General features: G+C 73.0%; 17 protein-coding genes. 9 read left to right on the top strand and 8 right to left on the bottom strand.

Going from position 1 to position 19,796, the window contains the following annotated elements:
* Positions 1 to 8: 8 nt before the first annotated feature.
* From OG710_RS26520 to OG710_RS26510, 3 genes are all read right to left on the bottom strand, one after another.
* Entirely contained in the window at positions 9 to 1,253 is a 1,245-nt protein-coding gene (locus OG710_RS26520) for an aminotransferase class I/II-fold pyridoxal phosphate-dependent enzyme (protein WP_330241572.1), read from the bottom strand.
* Between the two features lie 93 nt (positions 1,254 to 1,346).
* Positions 1,347 to 2,198, bottom strand: coding sequence for an SMP-30/gluconolactonase/LRE family protein (locus tag OG710_RS26515; protein ID WP_330241571.1), 852 nt, complete (start codon positions 2,196 to 2,198; stop codon positions 1,347 to 1,349).
* A complete protein-coding gene (locus OG710_RS26510; RefSeq protein WP_330241570.1) occupies positions 2,195 to 2,968 on the bottom strand; it encodes an IclR family transcriptional regulator in 774 nt (257 codons plus the stop codon). The genes OG710_RS26515 and OG710_RS26510 overlap by 4 nt, the downstream gene beginning before the upstream one ends.
* Before the next feature lie 116 nt (positions 2,969 to 3,084).
* On the opposite strand from OG710_RS26510, the gene OG710_RS26505 reads away from it, so the two are divergent.
* The 4 genes from OG710_RS26505 (at position 3,085) to OG710_RS26490 (ending at position 6,409) form a co-directional block, all read left to right on the top strand.
* Entirely contained in the window at positions 3,085 to 4,590 is a 1,506-nt protein-coding gene (locus OG710_RS26505; protein WP_330241569.1) for a bifunctional phosphatase PAP2/diacylglycerol kinase family protein, read from the top strand.
* A 174-nt stretch (positions 4,591 to 4,764) separates the two neighbouring features.
* Positions 4,765 to 5,574, top strand: a complete 810-nt coding sequence (locus tag OG710_RS26500) for a class I SAM-dependent methyltransferase (RefSeq protein WP_330241568.1) — start codon at positions 4,765 to 4,767, stop codon at positions 5,572 to 5,574.
* Between the two features lie 57 nt (positions 5,575 to 5,631).
* A complete protein-coding gene (locus OG710_RS26495) occupies positions 5,632 to 5,985 on the top strand; it encodes a VOC family protein (protein WP_111339182.1) in 354 nt (117 codons plus the stop codon).
* 88 nt (positions 5,986 to 6,073) lie between these two features.
* Positions 6,074 to 6,409, top strand: a complete 336-nt coding sequence (locus tag OG710_RS26490; RefSeq protein ID WP_111339181.1) for a DUF6204 family protein — start codon at positions 6,074 to 6,076, stop codon at positions 6,407 to 6,409.
* A gap of 45 nt (positions 6,410 to 6,454) precedes the next feature.
* Here OG710_RS26490 and OG710_RS26485 read toward each other — a convergent pair whose 3' ends face one another.
* Both OG710_RS26485 and OG710_RS26480 read right to left on the bottom strand, forming a co-directional pair.
* Positions 6,455 to 7,480: a LacI family DNA-binding transcriptional regulator gene (locus OG710_RS26485; RefSeq protein ID WP_330241567.1), complete on the bottom strand. Its 1,026-nt coding sequence runs from the start codon at positions 7,478 to 7,480 to the stop codon at positions 6,455 to 6,457.
* Positions 7,477 to 9,891, bottom strand: a complete 2,415-nt coding sequence (locus tag OG710_RS26480) for a glycoside hydrolase family 2 protein (protein ID WP_330241566.1) — start codon at positions 9,889 to 9,891, stop codon at positions 7,477 to 7,479. Before OG710_RS26480 ends, OG710_RS26485 begins: the two co-directional genes overlap by 4 nt.
* A gap of 269 nt (positions 9,892 to 10,160) precedes the next feature.
* On the opposite strand from OG710_RS26480, the gene OG710_RS26475 reads away from it, so the two are divergent.
* The 3 genes from OG710_RS26475 to OG710_RS26465 all read left to right on the top strand — a co-directional run bounded on the left by OG710_RS26475 (position 10,161) and on the right by OG710_RS26465 (position 13,439).
* Positions 10,161 to 11,480 carry an ABC transporter substrate-binding protein gene (locus OG710_RS26475; protein ID WP_330241565.1) on the top strand — a complete coding sequence of 440 codons (1,320 nt, stop codon included), beginning with the start codon at positions 10,161 to 10,163 and terminating at the stop codon, positions 11,478 to 11,480.
* Between the two features lie 88 nt (positions 11,481 to 11,568).
* The gene (locus tag OG710_RS26470) at positions 11,569 to 12,540 is read left to right on the top strand and encodes a carbohydrate ABC transporter permease (protein ID WP_330241564.1); all 972 of its coding nucleotides are present in this window, start codon (positions 11,569 to 11,571) and stop codon (positions 12,538 to 12,540) included.
* Entirely contained in the window at positions 12,537 to 13,439 is a 903-nt protein-coding gene (locus OG710_RS26465; RefSeq protein ID WP_330241563.1) for a carbohydrate ABC transporter permease, read from the top strand. Before OG710_RS26470 ends, OG710_RS26465 begins: the two co-directional genes overlap by 4 nt.
* 100 nt (positions 13,440 to 13,539) lie before the next feature.
* Here OG710_RS26465 and manA read toward each other — a convergent pair whose 3' ends face one another.
* Together manA and OG710_RS26455 are read right to left on the bottom strand one after the other, a co-directional pair.
* Positions 13,540 to 14,745 (bottom strand): mannose-6-phosphate isomerase, class I, encoded by a 1,206-nt coding sequence (gene manA / locus OG710_RS26460; protein ID WP_330241562.1) that lies wholly within the window; start codon positions 14,743 to 14,745, stop codon positions 13,540 to 13,542.
* Positions 14,746 to 14,807: 62 nt separating this feature from the next.
* Complete coding sequence (locus OG710_RS26455; protein ID WP_330241561.1) at positions 14,808 to 15,773, bottom strand: ROK family protein; 966 nt, start codon at positions 15,771 to 15,773, stop codon at positions 14,808 to 14,810.
* A gap of 377 nt (positions 15,774 to 16,150) precedes the next feature.
* Between OG710_RS26455 and OG710_RS26450 the strand changes: the two genes are divergently transcribed.
* Both OG710_RS26450 and OG710_RS26445 read left to right on the top strand, forming a co-directional pair.
* Positions 16,151 to 17,461: a cellulase family glycosylhydrolase gene (locus OG710_RS26450; protein ID WP_330241560.1), complete on the top strand. Its 1,311-nt coding sequence runs from the start codon at positions 16,151 to 16,153 to the stop codon at positions 17,459 to 17,461.
* 144 nt (positions 17,462 to 17,605) lie between these two features.
* A complete protein-coding gene (locus OG710_RS26445) occupies positions 17,606 to 19,474 on the top strand; it encodes a transketolase (protein WP_330241559.1) in 1,869 nt (622 codons plus the stop codon).
* A 21-nt stretch (positions 19,475 to 19,495) separates the two neighbouring features.
* Here OG710_RS26445 and OG710_RS26440 read toward each other — a convergent pair whose 3' ends face one another.
* Positions 19,496 to 19,735 (bottom strand): DUF1049 domain-containing protein, encoded by a 240-nt coding sequence (locus tag OG710_RS26440; RefSeq protein WP_111339174.1) that lies wholly within the window; start codon positions 19,733 to 19,735, stop codon positions 19,496 to 19,498.
* Positions 19,736 to 19,796: the final 61 nt, after the last annotated feature.

Genomic DNA, 19,796 nt, shown 5'->3' with positions numbered 1-19,796 from the left:
CGCGGTGGTCAGCGCGGGGTGTCGAGGGCTGCTCGCAAAATGTTCAGCGCTGCGGCGACCGGCGGCAATTCGAGGGGGTCCGCGGCGGTGAGGGCGGCCGTCTGCCCGGCGGGGTCCGTGCCGAGGAGCGCGCCGGTGCCCAGCCGGACCCGGAGCGCGCCGAGTTCGTCGCCGAAGCGGTGTCCGCCGGGGGTGGGGGTGCCGAGGCGGGCGGAGAGGTACTCCTCCAGTTCGAGGGAGTCGGTGACGCTCCGGGCGGCGAGGGTGGCGCGCAGCGGGCCGAGGTCGGCGTAGAGGTGGCGGCCGGCCTGCGGGGGCCGGGCGAGGGCGCCCCAACCGAGGACGGCCTGGTGGGCCGCGGCGGCGAGCCGGCCGTGCAGGGCGGCGGAGCGCCGGGCGTGCTCGGTGACGGCGGCCGGTTCGCGCAGGGCGTGGGCGGCGGCGGCCGCGACCGGGCCCGCGACGGTGGCGTCGAGGGCGGTGAGGACGTCCAGGGTGCGGGCGTGCCGGGTGGCGGCGCGGGCGGTGTCCGGGAAGCGGGCGACGGCGACCGGCCAGGCGGCGGGGGTGAGGGCGCCGTGGAGGCCGGAGAGCACGGTGACGTCGTCGGGGCACATCTCGGCGGGGCTGACCAGGACCGTCTCGTGCGGCCGGTGCAGGGTGTCGCGCCAGGTCTCGTCGCTGACGATGTGCAGCCCCTGGTCCACGGCGGCCTCGCAGGCCTCGCGGACGAGTTCGGGCGGGGCGACGGTGGCGGTGGGGTTGTCGGCCGCGGAGAGCAGCAGGAGCCGGGGCCGGCCGCCTTCGGCGCGCACTCTGCGTACGGTCTCCAGGAGGGCGTACGGGTCGGGCACGCCGCCGCACTCGGCGGGGGTGGGGACCTGGTAGGCGGGGCGGCCGAGGAGCCGGGCCTGCGGCAGCCAGGAGGCGGGGCAGGGGCGCGGCAGCAGCACGTCGCCGCCGTGGGCGGCGATCAGCGCGAGCAGCAGGGGCGCGGTACCGGGGGCGGCGGCGACGCGTCCGGGGCCGGTGCGCAGTCCGCGCCGCTCCCAGTAGCCGCAGGCGGCCTCGCGCAGGGCGGCCGAGCCACCGGGCGGTTCGGGGGCGGCGCGGCCGGCGGCGGACGCCAGCACGCCGGCCAGTTCCGGGAGCACCGGCAGCCCCGGCCAGGGGGCCGGCGGCCCGTACCGTACGGGTCCGCGGTCCTCGCGGACGGGGGGTGTGCCGCTGGGGTGACGCCCGGTCCGGCCCATCCGGGCCTCCTTCGCCGCCGTTCGCCGTATGCCCTCCTTTATACGAGGGAACGGGGCGGCGCGCCCGCCCTGGAGGGCGGCCGGGCCGGGCGGTCAGCCGGCGAAGGGGGTGCCGGGCAGGCCGTGTCCCGCGTCGGGGAGGACGAGCAGGGAGCCGGCGAGCGGGTGCGGGGCGTCGAGTCCGGTGCGGGCGGTGGAGATGTACAGGTCGCGCAGTCCGGGGCCGCCGAAGGCGCAGGCGGTGGGCCGCCGCACCGGCAGGTGCACGGTGCGCTCCGGGCGGCCGTCCGCGGTGTAGCGGCGCAGCGCCGATCCGTCCCAGAGGGCGACCCAGACGGCGCCCTCGGCGTCGACCGTGAGCCCGTCGGGGTAGCCGGCGCCGTCCTCCAGGACGGCGAAGGGGCGGCGTCCGGTGACGTGGGGGCCGTCCACGTCGAAGACGTCGATGCGGCGGGTGTGGGTGTCGGTGTAGTACATGAGCCGGCCGTCCGGGCTCCAGCCGGTGCCGTTGCTGCACGTCACCCGGGGCAGGACGGGGGTGGCGGTGCCGTCCGGGGCGATCCGGGCCAGGGTGCCGCCGCCCGCGGCCTCGTCGTAGCGCATGGTGCCGGCCCACAGCGCGCCGTCCGGGGCGACGGCGGCGTCGTTGGCGCGGCGGCCCGGTACGGGGTCGTGGACCAGCCAGCGGAACGCGCCGCCGGTATCGTAGAGGCCGATGCCGTCGCGCAGGTTGACGACCAGTCCGCCGCCGGCTCTCGGCTTGGCGGCGCCGACGTGCTGTCCGGTGGCCATGACGGTGCGGCGGCCGGTCGCCGGTTCGTAGGTGTGGACGCGGGCGGCGAGGATGTCGACCCAGATCAGCCGTCCGGTGGCGGCGTCCCAGGTCGGGCCCTCGCCGAGGACGGCCTGCTCCCGTACGGCGACCTCGGCGCGGGTGCGGGTCACACCGGGCTCCTTTCGTGTCCGAGGCGCTGCGACAGGTCGCCTGCGCCCCGGTCGGCGAGCACGGCGAGTTCGCGGGCGCGCTCGTCGGTCCAGCGGATCAGCGGGACGGCGACGGAGAGGGCGGCGACGACGCGCCCCGTCCGGTCGCGCACGGGTGCGGCGACGCAGCCGACGCCGGGTCCGGACTCCTGGTGCTCGACCGCGAAGCCCTGTTCCCGTACGGCGTCGAGCGCGGCCCGCAGCTCGGGCCCGGCGGTGATGGTGTGCGGGGTGAGCGCGGTCAGCTCCAGCCCGTCGAGCCGGGCGTCCAGCTCCGGGGCGGGCAGTGAGGCGAGGAGCATCTTGCCGACCGCGGTGCAGTGGGCGGGCAGCCGGTGGCCGGCCGCGGACACCATGCGGACGGCGTGGGTGGAGTCCGCCCGGGCGACGCAGACGGTGTCGGTGCCGTCCAGGATCGCCACGTGCACGCTCTCGCCGCAGTCGGCGGCGAGCCGGCGGGCGACCTGCCGGCCCTCGGCGGCGAGGTCGAGCTGTTCCGCGTACCGGCTGCCGAGCTGGTAGGTGCGCACGCCCAGCCGGTACTGTCCGGGCCGGTCGGGGTCCCTGACCAGGTACGAGCGGGCGGCGAGCGTGGTGAGCAGCTCGTGCACGGTGGTGCGCGGCAGCTGGAGCTTGCGGGTCACCTCGGGCGCGGAGAGCGTTCCGTCGCCGTGGAGGAAGAGTTCGAGCACGTCGAGCGCCCTGGTCACCGCGGGGACGAGTCGCCCCATGGCCGTGCACCCCCCTCTCGTGTGCGGCGTCCCGGCCGGCGACCGGTACGACGATCACAGGCTACCTTCGGCGTGGCTGCTGGTTCGGAGCGGCGATGCGGGGTATTCGCTGTCGCATGTCGTCTGCGAGCAATGCCTCCGTCCCCTCCCGGCTCGCCGGGCTGAGCGACCGGTTCCACCGGCGCGATGCCGCCGTGTTCCGGAATCTGGCCCAGCGGCACTGGCCGGCCGCCGGGCCCGTGCTGCCCCGGCTGAGCCGCAGCGCCAACCACGGGCTGCTGTGGTTCGGCGCGGCGGCGGGCATGGCCGCCTTCGGGGGCAGTGCGCGGGCCCGGCGGGCGGCGCTGCGGGGGATCGCCTCGCTCGCGGTGGCCTCGGCCGCGATCAACACGGTGGGCAAGGGGGCGGTGCGCAGGCAGCGGCCGGTGCTGGACGGGGTGCCGGTGATACGGCGGCTGAAGCGGCAGCCGGTGACCACGTCGTTCCCGTCGGGGCACGCGGCGTCGGCGGCCGCGTTCGCCACCGGGGTCGCGCTGGAGTCGAAGGGGTGGGGGGCGGTGGTCGCGCCGGTGGCGCTGTCCGTGGCCGCGTCCCGCGTCTACACCGGAGTGCACTACCCGAGCGATGTGGTGGCGGGGGCGGTGCTGGGGGTCGGGGCGGCGTTCGCGCTGCGGGGGGTGATACCGACGAGGGGCCAGTTGCCGGCGCCGGGCCGGCCGCCTGCCGACGCGCCCGCCCTGCCGGACGGCGAGGGCCTGGTGGTGGTCGTCAACCAGGAGTCGGGGACGGCGACCGCGACCGCCTCGCTGGTGCGGGACGCGCTGCCGCAGGCGGAGATCGTGGAGTGCTCGCCGGGGCTGCTCTCCGACGAACTGGAGAAGGCGGCGGGCCGGGGCCGGGCGCTGGGGGTGTGCGGCGGGGACGGCACGGTCAACCGGGCGGCGGCCGTCGCGGCGTCGCGGGGGGTGCCGCTGGCGGTGTTCCCCGGCGGAACCCTCAACCACTTCGCGTACGACCTGGGCATCGAGACCGTCGCCGACGTCGGCTCCGCGCTCGCCTCGGGGAGTGCGGTGCGGGTGGACCTGGGGCGGTTCCGGCCCGGTCCGCAGGGGCCGGAGGGCGGGCCGGGATACTTCCTGAACGCGTTCAGCCTGGGCGTCTACCCGGAGCTGGTGCGGCTGCGGGAGCACTGGTCGCCCCGGATCGGCGGCTGGCCGGCCGGGGTGCTCGCCGCCCTGCGCGTGCTGCGCGGGGAACGTCCGCTGGAGGCCGAAATCCAGGGCAGGCGGCGCCCGTTGTGGCTGCTGTTCGTCGGCAACGGGATGTTCCAGCGGGTGGGCCCGGCGCCGGGCCGGCGGCACAATCTCGCGGACGGGCTGCTGGACGTACGGATGGTGCACGGCGGCCGGACCCCCGGTCTGCGGCTGCTGGCGGCGGCGGTGGCCGGACCGCTGACCCGCTCCCCCATGCACGCCGCGGTGCGCAGGCAGCGGGTGCGGATCTCCGGCCTGGAGCCGGGCACACCGTATGCGTACGACGGTGAAGTGGCGCACAGCGGGCCGGAGTTGATGGTGGACAAGCTGCCGGAGGCGCTGACGGTGTACTGCCCGATGCAGGCGTAGCCGGTCGGCGGAAGGGCCAACTCGGGGCGGTCGGCGCGAAGTCGGCCGCCCCTTCGCACCTCCGCACACTGTCCATATCGCAAGATACCCATCTCATTATTCGGCGGAAGGCTTTACGGTGGAACCGTCGAACAGCGCTTTCGCGGTTCGCGATTCGAGAGAGGACGCACGGCCATGCCGAAGGAGACCGCCGTCTACACCCACGGCCACCACGAGTCGGTGCTGCGTTCGCACCGCTGGCGCACCGCCGCCAACTCCGCCGCCTATCTCATCGGTGAGCTGCGCCCCGGCCTGGACGTGCTGGACGTCGGCTGCGGCCCCGGCACCATCACCGCCGACCTGGCCGCGCTGGTGGCGCCGGGCCGGGTGACGGGCGTGGACACCACCGACGAGATCCTGGGCCAGGCGGCCGAGGTCGCCGCCGAACGCGGCCTGGACAACGTGGAGTTCGCCGTCGCCGACGTCCACGCCCTGGACTACCCCGACGACTCCTTCGACGTGGTCCACGCCCATCAGGTCCTCCAGCACGTGGGCGATCCGGTGCAGGCGCTGCGGGAGATGCGCCGGGTGTGCCGCCCCGGCGGCGTGGTCGCGGCACGCGACAGCGACTACGCGGCGATGACCTGGTTCCCGGAGTCCCCCGTCATGGACCACTGGCAGGAGCTGTACGGCCGGGTGGCCCGCGCCAACGGCGGCGAACCGGACGCCGGGCGCCGGCTGCTGTCCTGGGCCCGGCAGGCCGGGTTCACCGAGATCACGCCCGGCGCGTCCTCCTGGTGCTACGCCACCCCGGAGACCCGCGCCTGGTGGAGCGGGCTGTGGGCGGACCGCACCGTCGGCTCGGCGTACGCGACGCTCGCGGTGGAGGGCGGGCACGCCACGGCCGAGGAGCTGGCGGAGATCGCCGCCGCGTGGCGGACGTGGGGCGAGCAGGGCGACGGCTGGTTCATGGTGCCGCACGGCGAGGTGCTCTGCCGCGCCTGAGCCGGACCCGGCCCGAAGGGACCACATGGCGGCGGACGGCCAACTAACCTGGCCGCCATGGAGATCCTGGGAACCACGCTGCGTATCTGCGTCGACGACCTGGAGGCCGCGGTGGCCTTCTACGAGAAGCTCACGGGCGCCCCCGCCCTGCGGTTCGAGCGCGGCGGGGTCTCCGTCGCCGCGATCAGCTGCTTCCTGCTGATGAGCGGTCCCGAAGCGGAGCTGGAGATCCTGCGCAAGGTCACCGCGACCATCGCCGTGAAGAACGTGGACGAGGCACACGCGGCGCTGACCGGGGTCGGCGCCCGGGTGATCGCGGGCCCGGTGCCCACCCCGGTTGGCCGCAACCTCATCGCCGTGCACCCGGACGGCTCGGTCTTCGAGTACGTGGACCGCAACCTGACCGGCTGAGCCGGAATTCCGTTTCCGTCCCGCTGCGGCCCGCCGTACGCTCGCCCCGGACGGACGACGGGGCAGGCGGAGAGGAACGGCGCGACAGATGAGCACGCAGCACACGTACCGGGTGATCGTGCGCGGCACATGGCAGGACCTGACGGACGCGGCGCGCGAGCGGCTGCTCGCGGAGGTCGAGGAACACGGCCTCGCCGGGATGCGGTTCACCGAGGAGGGCTCGCTCACCTACGACCGGGTCCTCAAGCACTTCAGCTTCCGCTACGTGGTCGTGTCGGACGCCGCGGACGGCGAGGAGATGGCGTCCGCGATCGCCGAGGACCGGGCGCTGACCGCGCTGCGCGAGGCCGGCTACGGGCACGGCGAGCTGCGGTCCACCGCGACCGACATGGACACGATGAAGATCAACCACAAGCGCCGCTGAGCCGCGCCGCGCGACCGGGAGGTCCCGGTCGCGCGGCGCGCGGCGTCACTGCGGCGCCGGTGCCGTCGAGCCCCTGGGCGTGAGCGACGGGGTCGGCACCTGGAGGTCACCGGGGTGGGTGCCCTCGATCAGCGTGAACAGGGTCCGCGCGACCTCCGCGCCGAAGTGGTGGATGTCGTGGCTCATCGCGGACAGGGTGGGATGGGTGATCCGGCACAGCTGGGAGTCGTCCCACGCCAGCAGCGAGACGTCGTCCGGGACCACGAAGCCCATCTCGGCGGCGACGCCCGCGCCGGCCACCGCCATGATGTCGTTGTCGTAGACGATCGCGGTGGGCCGGTCCTTCGCCAGGAGCAGCGAGCGCGTCGCCCGGGCGCCCTCCCGCTCGTCGAACCCGGTCGCGATCTGGGTGCCGTGTTCGAGGCCCAGTTCCCGCACCGTGGCCTCGAAGGCGCGTGTGCGGATCGCGCTGTGCCCGAAGCCGGCCGGGCCCCCGACGCGCGCGAGGCGCCGGTGCCCGAGGGCGGCCAGATAGCGGACGGCCTCCGCCGTGGCCGTGGCGTCGTCGGTCCACACCGCGGGGAAGGACCCGGTCAGCGACGGATGGCCGACGGCGACCGCGGGCAGCCCCACGGCCTCCAGCGCGGGCACGCGCGGATCGTCCGACCGGAAGTCGACGAGGACGGCGCCCGCGATGGTCTGGCCGCGCCACCACGCCCGGTACAGCTCGATCTCCTCGTCCACGTCGCGGACCAGTCGCAGCAGCAGCGAGCAGGACCGCTCCGCCAGAACGCTCTCGATGCCCGAGATGAAGTCCATGTAGAACGGTTCCAGGCCGAGGAGCCGGGCCGGGCGGTTCAGCACCAGCCCGATGATGTCGGCGCTGCGGCCGGAGAGGCTGCGCGCCGTGCGGTTGGGCTCCCAGCCCAGCTCCCGCGCCACCTGGAAGATGCGTTCCCGCGTCGCGTCCGAGACGCCCGGCTTGCCGTTGAAGGCGAGCGAGACGGCCCCCTTGGACACACCGGCCCGCGCGGCGACGTCCTTGATCGTGACGCGAGCCGGAGCGGTCACTTCGTGCCCACGCAGAACAGGGCGGCGCGCACGTCGTCGGCGCTCACGTCGCCGCAGCCGTCGATCCCGATGACGGCCTGTTCGCCGGGGAGCAGGGTGACGAGGCCGCGGTCGGCCGCGGCAGCGGGGTCGAGCCGGTCGGCCTGGAGGAGAAGATCCCTGACGAGGGTGTGCGCGTTGACCACCACGCGGACGTTACCACCGCCGTCCGGGGCGGGTTCCACGGTCACGTCGAAGGACGGCTCCGGGTAGTCGAACTCCTTGTCGGGCACCGGGAACCAGGTGGCCCGCAGCCCTTCGGCGTCGGCGACGAGGAACTCGGTGGCGCTGCCGGCCGGTACGAGTCCGGCGGGCACGGCCAGGCGGACGACGGAGCGCGCGGCGACCGTCACCTCCCGCACCTCCCGGCCGTTGAGCGCGCCGTCCGCCCCGGTGCGGGACAGGGTCACCTCGGTGCGCCAGGGCGTCGCGGACTGGTTGATCACCGCGAGCACCACGCCCGCGCCCGCACCGTCGCCGTCGCCGTCGGGGTGCAGGGTCAGCAGGCGGTCCGCGTACACCCGGCGCAGTTCGTGGTGGAGCGGCTTGGGGCGGCCGTCGCCGTCGATCGCGGCCCAGGAGCTGACCGGCCAGCAGTCGTTGAGCTGCCAGACGACGGTGCCGGCGCAGACCGGCCAGTGGGAGCGCCAGTGCTCGATGCCGGTGGCGACGGCGCGGGCCTGGACGAGCTGGGTCAGGTAGTGCCAGCGGTCGAAGTCGCCCTCGGGCGGGGCGAAGTGGCGGGCGATCCCGCGGTCGAGCTTGCCGTTGCCGTCCTCGGCCTTCTGGTGGTGGAGCATGCCGGGCGAGTCGGCGGCCGGTTCCTCGCCGGGCAGGGCGCGGCGGAGGGTGGCCATCGCGGGGGGCGCCTGCCAGCCGAACTCGGCGACGAACCGGGGCACGTCGGCGCGGTACTCGGCGTAGTCCTGCCGGTTCCACACCTCCCAGGAGTGGTGGGTGCCGTGGGCGGGGTCGTTGGGGTGGTGGTCCCAGGAGCCGGACCAGGGGCTGCCGGCGGTGTAGGCGCGGGTGGGGTCGAGTTCGGCGACGATGCGGGGCAGGACGCCGAGGTAGTAGCCCTCGCCCCAGGAGTCACCGGCGAGCGGCTCCTCCCAGTCCCAGTCGCGGAAGCCCCAGAGGTTCTCGTTGTTGCCGTTCCACAGGACCAGGCTGGGGTGCGGCATGAGCCGGACAACGTTGTCGCGGGCCTCGGCCTCGATCTCGCCGCGCAGGGGCTGTTCCTCGGGGTAGGCGGCGCAGGCGAAGAGGAAGTCCTGCCACACCATCAGTCCCAGCTCGTCGCAGGCGTCGTAGAACGCCTCGTCCTCGTAGATGCCGCCGCCCCAGATGCGGACCAGGTCCACGTTGGCGTCGGCGGCCTGGCGCAGCCGGGTGCGGTAGCGCTCGGGGGTGACGCGCGAGGGGAAGACGTCGTCGGGTATCCAGTTGACGCCCCGGGCGAACACGCGGACGCCGTTGACGACGAGGGTGAAGCCGGTGCCGTGCTCGTCGGGGGCGCGGTCCACCTCGACGGTGCGGAAGCCGATGCGCCGGTGCCAGGTGTCGAGCGGGCCGGTGGCGTCGAGCAGGGTGATGTCGAGGTCGTACAGGGGCTGGTCGCCGTAGCCGCGCGGCCACCACAGCCGGGGCCGGTCCGCGGTCAGCCGCAGCACGGCCTCGTCGCCCTCGAGGCGGACCTCCGTCTCGGCTCCGGCGACGGTGGCGCGGGCCCGCAGCTCGGCGCCCGCCCCGGACGCGGTGCGCTCGACGCGCAGCCGCACCTCGACGGTCCCGGTCGCGCCGTCCGCGGTGACGAGGGGGCGGACGGAGGCGAGGCGCGCGGTGGACCAGTGCTCCAGGCGTACGGGGCGCCAGATGCCGGCGGTGACGAGCGTCGGGCCCCAGTCCCAGCCGAAGGAGCACGCCATCTTGCGGATGTACTGGAAGGGTTCGGGGTAGACGTTGGGCCGGTCGCCGGTGAGGGCCCGGACGGCCTCGGCCTCCTCGTACGCGGAGGCGAACCGCACCTCCAGCCGGCCGGTCAGGCCGGTGGCGTCGAACCGGTGGGTGCGGTGCATGTTGCGGGTGGTGCCCAGCTCGCGCCCGTCGAAAGTGATCCGGGCGGCGGTGTCCAGGCCGTCGAAGACGAGGTCGGTGCGCTCGTGCGCGCTCCGGTGCGACACGTCGGTGAGGTAGGTCCACGCGCGTCGGCCGACCCAGGCGACCTCGGTCTCGTTGCGGTCGAGGAAGGGGTCGGGGATGACGTCCGCCGCGAGCAGGTCGGTGTGGACGCAGCCGGGTACCGAGGCCGGCAGCAGCGCTTGGTCGTAGCGCAGGTTCCAGCCTTCGGTGAGCGGGGTGATGTCCTTCATGGTGCGGCTCCAATCGGCCCAGTGCGCACGGTGACAGATGTACGACGCGGCACAACTTAACCTGTCGATCGACCTCTGTCCATAAACCGGTCTAGTCCTCATGTGGTCACACGCCCGCAGAACCACACGACCTTCTACCTGCGGAAACGTGAACCCCGGTAACGATTCTGCATCTCAGGGGAAACAAGAGCTTTACCGGTTCACTTCTCTCCTGTCATAGTGCCGACATCCGGCACAGACCCGAGCCGCCGTCCGAAGGAGCAGGGCACATGGGGAAGACCAGGACACTCACAGGTACGTTTTTGGCCGTCGCGGCACTGACCGTCACGGGATGCGGGGGCGGCGGCACACCGTCCACGGAGACGGCCTCGGCCCCGGCCGACCCGGGCAGCGCGAGCGGCACCATCACGGTCCTGACACAGCGGACGGACCTGATCAAGAACGGGGCGATGAAGGCCTACGCGGCGGAGTTCAACAAGGTCTACCCCAAGATCGAGGTGAAGTTCGAGGGCCTCACCGACTACGAGGGCGAAGTCAAGATCCGGATGAACACGGACGAGTACGGCGACGTCCTGATGATCCCGGCCGCGGTCGCCAAGAACGACTACCCCAAGTTCTTCGCCCCGCTCGGCTCGTCCATCGAGATGGCCGACAAGTACCGCTTCAGCGACAAGTCCGAGGTCAACGGAAAGACCTACGGCATCGCCCAGTTCGGCACCGCCAACGGCTTCGTCTACAACAAGGCCCTCTGGAAGAAGGCCGGCATCACCGACTGGCCCGCCTCTCCGGAGGAGTTCCTCGCGGACCTGAAGGCGATCAAGGCGAAGACCGGCTCCGTGCCGTACTACACCAACTTCAAGGACGGCTGGCCGCTGGTCCAGTGGTCCGCCAACATCGGCTCCGTCACGTGCGACGCGGAGGCGAACAACAAGCTGGCCGGGCCCGTCTCCCCGTGGAAGCCCGGCAGCGAGCTGCGCGTGATCGACACCCTGCTGTTCGACATCGTCGAGGACGGGCTCTCCGAGAAGGACCCGAGCACCACCAACTGGGAGGCGTCCAAGAGCAAGCTCGCCAAGGGCGAGATCGGCTCCATGATGGTCGGCTCCTGGGCCATCAGCCAGATGCGGGACGCCGCCGAGCAGGCGGGCGGCAACCCCGACGACATCGGATACATGCCGGTGCCCGTCCAGCGCGAGGAGGGGCAGTGCTCCACCCTGGTGTCGGACTACCAGCAGGCCGTCAACATCCACTCGGACCACAAGGAGGCGGCCCGCGCCTGGATCGACTGGTTCACGGAGAAGTCCGGCTACTCCGTGAAGGAGGGCGCCGTGCCCACCCTTAAGTCGGCCCCCATGCCCGACACCCTCAAGGAATTCGTTGACAACGATGTCACCTTCGTGGAGCGCTCGGAGGCCAAAACCGGCACGGTCAACGACATCGACAACGCCGCCGAGATCGGCCTCAACAAGCCCGACTACCGCCAGAAGCTGGTCGACATCGCGCGCGGCGCGCAGAAGGGCAGCGCCGAGAGCTACTTCACCGAGCTGAACAAGAAGTGGGACGACGCCGCGAAGACCATCGGCTCCTGAACCGGCGCGGGCCCCGGCCGGACGACACCGGCCGGGGCCCGCGCCCGGCGCACCCCGTACGACCGACGCGGATGACGAAAGGCCCGACATGACCGAGACGACCGAGGCGGTGAGCGTGAGAACGCACCGTGCGACGCCCCAGCGCCGCGGACCCTCCGCCACCGGCGCCGGCCCACGCACAGGCGGCGGCCGGGGCCGGCTGCTCCGCCGCGCCACGCCCTGGCTGTTCCTGGTGGCGCCGCTGGCCCTGCTGATCACGTTCACCTACGTGCCCGTGGGCAACATGCTCTACTACAGCTTCACGGACTGGGACGGGATCAGCCCCGACCGGAACTTCACCGGCGTGGACAACTACGTCCAGATCTTCACCCGGCCCGAGCTGTTCCGGGTGTTCTTCGTGAGCTTCTACTACCTGGCGGCCTCGGCGTTCCAGATCGTGATCGCGCTGTACTTCGCCACCGTGCTCAGCTTCGATCTGCGGTTCCGGAACCTGTTCAAGGGGCTGCTCTTCTTCCCCTACCTCATCAACGGCGTGGCCATCGGTTTCGTGTTCCTGTACTTCTTCCAGGACGGCGGCACCCTGGACACGGTGCTCTCCTGGTTCGGCCAGGACCCGGACCACGCCTGGCTGGGCGACCCGGAATCGGCCAACACCTCGCTGGCCGGCGTCTCGGTGTGGCGCTACACCGGCCTCAACTTCGTGCTGTTCCTCGGTGCCATCCAGTCCATTCCGGGCGAGCTGTACGAGGCGGCCCAGCTGGACGGCGCGACCAAGTGGGACCAGTTCCGGCACATCATCGCCCCGAGCATCCGGCCCGTGCTGAGCCTGAGCGTCATCCTCGCGGTCTCCGGGTCGCTCGCGGTGTTCGAGATTCCGTGGATCATGACCGGCGGTGCGACCGGCACCTCGACCTTCGTCATCCAGACCGTGAAGCTCGCGTTCCAGTTCAACAAGACCGGGCTGGCATCGGCCGCCGCCGTGGTGCTGCTGCTGATCGTGCTGCTGATCACCTGGATCCAGCGCCGGCTCGTGCCCGACGAAAAGGTGGACCTCGTATGACCACGGCCCAGCGGACCGCGCCCGTGAAGACCGCGGGCCGCTCCCGCCCCCTGCCCGGCCCCCGGCGGGTCCGCCTGCGCGGCCGGATCGGGCAGACCCTCGTCTACGTGTCGCTCGTCGTCGCCTCGCTGGTGGTGATCCTGCCGCTCGCCGTCGTCTTCCTCACCTCGCTGAAGACCTCGGCGGAGGCCGCCGACGGCGGGGCGCTGTCGCTGCCGGGCGACTGGCTGAACTTCGACAACTACGCGACCGCGTTCTCCGAGGGCCGGATGCTCACCGCGTTCGGCAACACCCTGTTCATCCTGCTCTTCTCGATCACCGGCACGGTCCTCATCGGCTCGATGACGGCCTACGCCGTCGACCGCTTCCACTTCCGGGCCAGGAAGCTCGTCATGGCGCTGTTCCTCGTCGCCACGCTCGTGCCCGGCGTGACCACCCAGGTCGCCACCTTCCAGGTGGTCAACGGCTTCGGCCTGTTCGACACCCGCTGGGCGCCGATCCTGCTCTACATGGGTACGGACATCGTCTCGATCTACATCTTCCTGCAGTTCATCCGGGGCATCCCGGTGTCCCTGGACGAGGCCGCGCGGCTGGACGGGGCGAACTCGTTCACGATCTACCGCAAGATCATCCTGCCGCTGCTCAAGCCGGCGATCGCGACCGTGGTGATCATCAAGGGGATCACCGTCTACAACGACTTCTACATCCCCTTCCTCTACATGCCGTCCCAGGACCTCGGCACGGTCTCCACCGCGCTGTTCCGCTTCAAGGGGCCGTTCGGCGCCCACTGGGAGAACATCTCGGCCGGCGCCGTCCTCGTCATCGTCCCCACGCTCATCGCCTTCCTGTTCCTCCAGCGCTACATCTACAACGGCTTCGCGCAGGGCGCGACGAAGTAACGGAACACGAAAAGGAAAAAGCCGCCTCCCTCCGCTCTTCCCGCCCCTTTCGAACAGGGGAAGGGAATACGCGGAGGGAGGCGGCGCTGCACAAAACCGGTTAAGCGCCGGAGTGCGCGCAGGGGCCGATGCCGACGGTGGCGCGGTAGACCTCGCCGTCCCCGCCCACCGTCACCCGCTCCCCCGCCGGCGCGTACGCCGAGGAGCCCGGCCGGAGGGTGAGCGTGCCGCCCGCCGCGGCGAGACGGGCCTCGCCGCGCGTGCAGAGCAGGATCTGCGGCGCCGCCGCGTCCAGGGCGACGGCGGGAGCGCCGGCCGCCACTCGTACCCGCGAGAGCCGGAAGTCGTCCACCGGGGCCGGGTACACCTCCTCCGGCCCGTCCGCCGACGGCGTCAGTACGCGTACGGGCGGGGCGGCGAACCGCACCACCCGCAGCAGCTCCGCCCGGTCCATGTGCTTGGCCGTCAGGCCGCAGCGCAGCACGTTGTCCGACGCGGCCATGACCTCGACCGCCAGGCCCCGCACATAGGCGTGCGGCACCCCGGCCCCCAGGAACAGCCCCTCGCCGGGCGCCAGCCGTACGGTCCGCAGCATCAGTGCCGCGAGCAGTCCGGCATCGCCCGGGTAGGCCCGCGCGACCGCGTCGTACAGCACCAGGTCCGCCCGGTGCGGGCCCTCCTCCCGCGCCCCGCGCGCGACCGCCCCGGCCACCGCCGCGACGAGGTCAGCGGGAGGCTCCAGGAACGCGGCGAACACCGTGCGCAGGGCGGACTCCTCGGGCCGCGTACGCAGGATCTGGCAGTGCGGCGCGAGTTCGGGAACCCCGAGCGCGGCCAGCAGCGCGGCGCACTCCAGCGGCGGACGGAAGCCGCACAGCCCCTCGAACTCGCCCAGCGCGACGACCATTTCCGGCTTGTGGTTGTCGTCGCGATAGCTGCGGTGCGGGGCGTCCAGCGGGATGCCGGCGGCGTTCTCGGCCCGGAAGCCGGCCGCGGCCCGCGCCAGGTCCGGGTGCACCTGGAGGGAGAGCGGCGCGCCGGCCGCGAGCACCTTGAGCAGGAAGGGCAGCCGTGCCCCGAACCGGCGCAGCGCGGCCTCGCCCAGCTCGGCGGCCGGGTCCGCCCCGATCACGGCGTCCAGCGGCCGGAGTCCGGTGCCGCGCCGGACCAGTGAGGGGGCGCCCGAATGCGCGCCCATCCACAACTCGGCCTGCGGGCGCCCGTCGGGCTCGGCGCCCAGGAACCGGGGCAGGGCGGTGAGGGAGCCCCAGGGGTAGGAGCGGACGGTGTTGACGAGTGGTTCCATGAGGACTTCCTTACGAGGCCGGCGGGCGCGCTGCCCGCACGGCGGGGCGGTTACGGGGCCGGTCAGGGCAGGAGCGCCGGTGCGTTCCCCGCTCCCGCGCTCCTGCCGGCGGACGCCGTCGCCGCCGCGCCGATGAGGCCCGCGTCCAGGGCGAGGGCGGCGGGCAGGACCGGTATGCCGCGGACGAAGTCCAGGACCGCGTAGCGCGCCAGGTGGTGACGCAGGGGCGCGAACAGGGTCTCCCCCGCCTGGGCCACGCCGCCGCCGATGACCACGCGGTCCAGCTCGACGAGGGCCGCCGTGGCGGCGATCGCGGCGGCCAGGGCCTGTGCGGCGCGGTCGAAGGCGGCCCGCGCCCGCGCGTCACCGTTCCCGGCCGCGCCGGCGACCGCGGCGGCGTCGGGCCGCACGCCCGGCGGGGCGGTCCAGCCGAGGGCGCGGGCGTGGGCGGCGATGGCGGTGCCGCTGGCACGGGTCTCCACGCAGCCGGGCGCGCCGCAGGGGCAGAGCGGCCCGTCGAGGTCCACCGTGATGTGGCCGATGTGACCGGCGTTGCCCGTGCGGCCCGCGTGCACCCGGCCGTCCAGGACGAGCCCGCCGCCCACCCCGGTGGAGACCACCATGCACAGGGCGTTGGCGACGCCGCGCGCCGCGCCGCGCCAGTGTTCGGCGGCGGTCATCGCCACCGCGTCCCCGACGAGCACGGGCCGGATGCCCGCCGGCGTCGCCGGATGCGTACGCACCAGCTCCACGAGCGGAAAGCCGCGCCAGGCCGGGATGTTGACCGGACTCACCGTGCCGGCGCCGGCGTCCACCGGGCCCGCGCTCGCTATGCCGAAGCAGCTGAGGTCCGCCCACGCCGGATGCACCGCCAGTTCGTCCTGCACGGCCGTGACGGCGGCGGCCAGTTCCCCGGCCGGCCGTCGCGCCGGGGTGGCGCGCCGGGCCCGTACGACCACGTGGCCGTCCTCGTCGACGAGCGCTCCGGCGATCTTCGTCCCGCCGATGTCAAGTGCTCCGTACACCATCGTGTTCCGCCCTTCCGGGGAGAGCGCGCATCGCTCCCCAGCCGTACTCTGCCGCGCAGTGACAACGTTGTCTAGTCTTTTGGTTTAGTTCAGTAAAGGTTTAGCAATGCGCCACGAAGAAAAGCGGCGGTGAATTCCCCGGTACGCACCGGCGGGACATGAAGAGCGGGCGACACATCTATTGACATGACTGGAACATTCAGGGCCTCATATGAGGGCGACAACGGGCCGGGGCGGAAAATCGCACCGCGGCCCGATCCCCTGCCGGGCATCCGATCCGGCATCCCCGCAGCCCGCTCCGCCGTCAGCCGCTCCCCACCACGGTTGACAACGTTGTCCCACCGGAGCGGGCTCCCCTCACCCCCTTGAGGAGAGCCATGAAGAGACCACCCCGCAGCGCCCTGCTCGCCACCGTGACCGCGCTGGCCATCGGGATGACGGCCGCCCTGCTGTCCCTCCTGGGTCCCGCCGCAGCGGCCCGGGCGGCCACCACCGCCGGAACGGGCCTCCATGTCAGCGAAGGACGGCTGTACGAGGCGAACGGCAGCGAGTTCGTGATGCGCGGCGTCAACCACGCCCACGCCTGGTACCCGGAACAGACGGACGCCATCGCCGACATCGCCGCCAAGGGCGCCAACACCGTGCGCGTCGTCCTCGGCAGCGGCGACCGCTGGACGCGGACCGGCACGTCCGAGGTCTCCGCGCTCATCGCCCGGTGCAAGGCGGCCGAGGTCATCTGCGTCCTGGAGGTGCACGACACCACCGGCTACGGCGAGGACTCCGCCGCCACCTCGCTGGACAGGGCGGCGGACTACTGGATCGGCGTCAAGAGCGCGCTGGTGGGCCAGGAGGACTACGTCGTCGTCAACATCGGCAACGAGCCCTTCGGCAACTCCGCCTACACGCAGTGGACTTCAGCGACGAAGAGCGCCATCGGCAAGCTCCGTGCCGCCGGTCTGCGGCACGCCCTGATGGTGGACGCGCCCAACTGGGGCCAGGACTGGTCCGGCACGATGCGGGACAACGCCGCGTCGGTCTTCGCCGCCGACCCCGACCGGAACACCGTCTTCTCCATCCACATGTACGGGGTCTACGACACGGCCGCCGAGGTACGGGACTACCTGAACCACTTCGTGAACAACCGACTGCCCATCGTCGTCGGCGAGTTCGGGAACGAGCACAGCGACGGCAACCCCGACGAGGACGCCATCATGGCGACCGCGCGGTCCCTCCGGCTGGGCTACCTCGGCTGGTCGTGGAGCGGCAACGGCGGCGGCGTCGAGTATCTGGACCTGGTGAGCGGCTTCGACCCGAACGCGCTGACCGCCTGGGGCGAGCGGCTGTTCCACGGCGACAACGGCATCGCCGCCACGTCCGTGCGGGCCACCGTCTACGGCGACGGTCCGGGCGGCAACGAAGGCGGCGGCGACACCGGCACGGCGCCGAACGGCTACCCGTACTGCGCGAGCGCTTCCTCCGACCCGGACGGGGACGGCTGGGGCTGGGAGAACAGCCGGTCCTGCGTCGTCCGGGGCAGCGCGCCGGACACCGGCGGCGGCAACACAGGCGGTACCGCGCCGAACGGCTACCCGTACTGCGCCAGTGCCTCATCGGACCCGGACGGGGACGGCTGGGGCTGGGAGAACAGCCGCTCGTGCGCCGTCCGGGGCAGCGCGGCCGACTTCTGAGGGGCGGCCCCGCGGGCCGGTGCGCGGTCACCGGCCGGCGGGGCCGTGCTGCGCAAAAGAGGCAACCTGCGTCCGGAAGGTGATGGAACCGGCGGATTCGGGAACCCGTTCCGTCGTCCGACTCCGTACGAAAGGTCCGGCCCCATGACCACCGAACAGACCACCGCGCTTGGCCCCGACAGCGACCTCTCCGAGGTCTTCGAGCTCGCCCAGCAGCTACGGGTGGACTCGGTGCGCGCCAGCACCTCGGCCGGCTCCGGGCACCCCACCTCCAGCCTGTCCGCGGCCGATCTGATGGCCGTCCTCATGACCCGCCACCTGCGCTACGACTGGGACGCCCCCGACAACCCGGCCGGCGACCACCTGATCTTCTCCAAGGGCCATGCCTCGCCCCTGCTCTACGCCATGTTCAAGGCGGCCGGCGCCATCGGCGACGAGGAGCTGATGACGACGTACCGCCGCTTCGGCCACCGGCTCCAGGGCCACCCCACGCCCGAGCTGCCCTGGGTGGACGTGGCGACCGGCTCGCTGGGCCAGGGCATCGCGTACGGCGTGGGCATCGCGCTCGCCGGGCGGGACCTGGAGAAGCAGCCGTACCGGGTGTGGGTGCTGTGCGGCGACAGCGAGATGGCCGAAGGGTCCGTGTGGGAGGCCCTGGACAAGGCCGGGCAGCACGGGCTCGGCAACTTCACCGCGATCATCGACGTCAACCGTCTCGGGCAGTCCGGCCCCACCGAGCTTGAGTGGGACACCGGCACCTACGCCCGCCGCGCGGAGGCGTTCGGCTGCCGCGCCCTCGTCGTGGACGGCCACGACCTGACCGCCGTGGACCGGGCCCTGACGACCGCGGCGGACGGCAGCGCCCCCACCGTGATCGTGGCGAGGACCGTCAAGGGGCGCGGGGTGAGCGAGGTCGCCGACAAGGAGGGCTGGCACGGCAAACCGCTGCCCGACGACCTGGCGGCCCGCGCGGTCGAGGAGCTGGGCGGAGTCCGCGATCTGCGGGTGACCGGGCCCCGGCCGCCGCAGGCCGCGCCCGCCCCCGCGCGCGGCGGTGGCAGCGTGGAGCTGCCGCGCTTCGAGAAGGGCGAGGCGGTCGCCACCCGCGTCGCGTTCGGGAAGGCGCTGGTCGCGCTCGGGGTCCGGCCCGAGGTCGTCGCCCTGGACGCGGAGGTGGGCAACTCCACGCACTCGGAGGACTTCGGCAAGGCGTACCCGGACCGGTTCTTCCAGACGTACATCGCCGAGCAGCAGATGGTCGCCGAGGCGGTGGGCATGGCGGTGCGCGGCTACCGTCCGTACGCCACCACCTTCGCCGCGTTCCTGACCCGCGCGCACGACTTCATCCGGATGGCCGCCGTCTCGGACGTCACGATGGCCCTGTGCGGCACCCACAGCGGGGTGGAGATCGGTGCGGACGGCCCCTCGCAGATGGGCGTCGAGGACCTGGCGATGATGCGTGCGGTGCGCGGCTCGACGGTGCTCTACCCGAGCGACGCCACCTCGGCGGCGGCGCTGACGGTGGCGATGGCCGACCTCGACGGCATCTCGTACCTGCGCACCACGCGCGGCGCCTACCCGGTGCTGTACGGGAACGAGGAGACGTTCCCGGTGGGCGGCTCCAAGACGCTGCGCCGGAGCGACGACGACCGGGTCACCCTGGTCGGTGCGGGGGTCACGCTCCACGAGTGCCTGGCCGCCGCCGACCTGCTGGCCGAGCGGGGCGTGGCGGCCCGTGTCATCGATCTGTACTCGGTGAAGCCGCTGGACGCCGACGCGCTGGCTCTCGCGGCCCGCGAGACCGGGGCCCTGGTCGTGGTGGAGGACCACCACCCGGAGGGCGGGATCGGCGAGGCGGTGCTGTCGTCGCTCGCGGAGTCCGGCAGCCACCCGGCCTTCGTCCACCTCGCGGGGAGCGACCTCCCCGGGTCCGGCACCACGGCGGAACTGCTCGACGCGGCGGGCATCTCCCGCACGCACATCGCGGACGCGGCGCGGCGCCTGGTCGGGTAGTCGGCGGCGAGCGGCGCGGTGCTACTTGGCGCGCCTGCGGAAGACGTACGCGCCGCAGGCCATGCCCGCGACGAACATCACGACCAGCCACACGTAGAGCGGGGCCGTCACCAGCGGCACGATGAGGCGGACCTCGACGTCCTTGGTGTTCTCGGCGATGAACACGATCGACAGGACCGCGACCACGAGGACGAGGATGCGGCCCGGAGTGAAGGCCCCGCTGCCGCCCTTCCCGCTGCTCGATACGTCCTTCGGGCTCATGAGCAGCCCCTTTCCCGGCCCGGAGGGGCCGTCGCCCAGGGGCTCCAGGATGGCGCCGGGC

This window comes from Streptomyces sp. NBC_00525, from assembly GCF_036346595.1.
In the GTDB taxonomy this organism is placed as follows: domain Bacteria; phylum Actinomycetota; class Actinomycetes; order Streptomycetales; family Streptomycetaceae; genus Streptomyces.
Note: the sequence above shows the minus strand (reverse complement) of the source record. Positions and strands in the feature narration are given on the sequence as shown.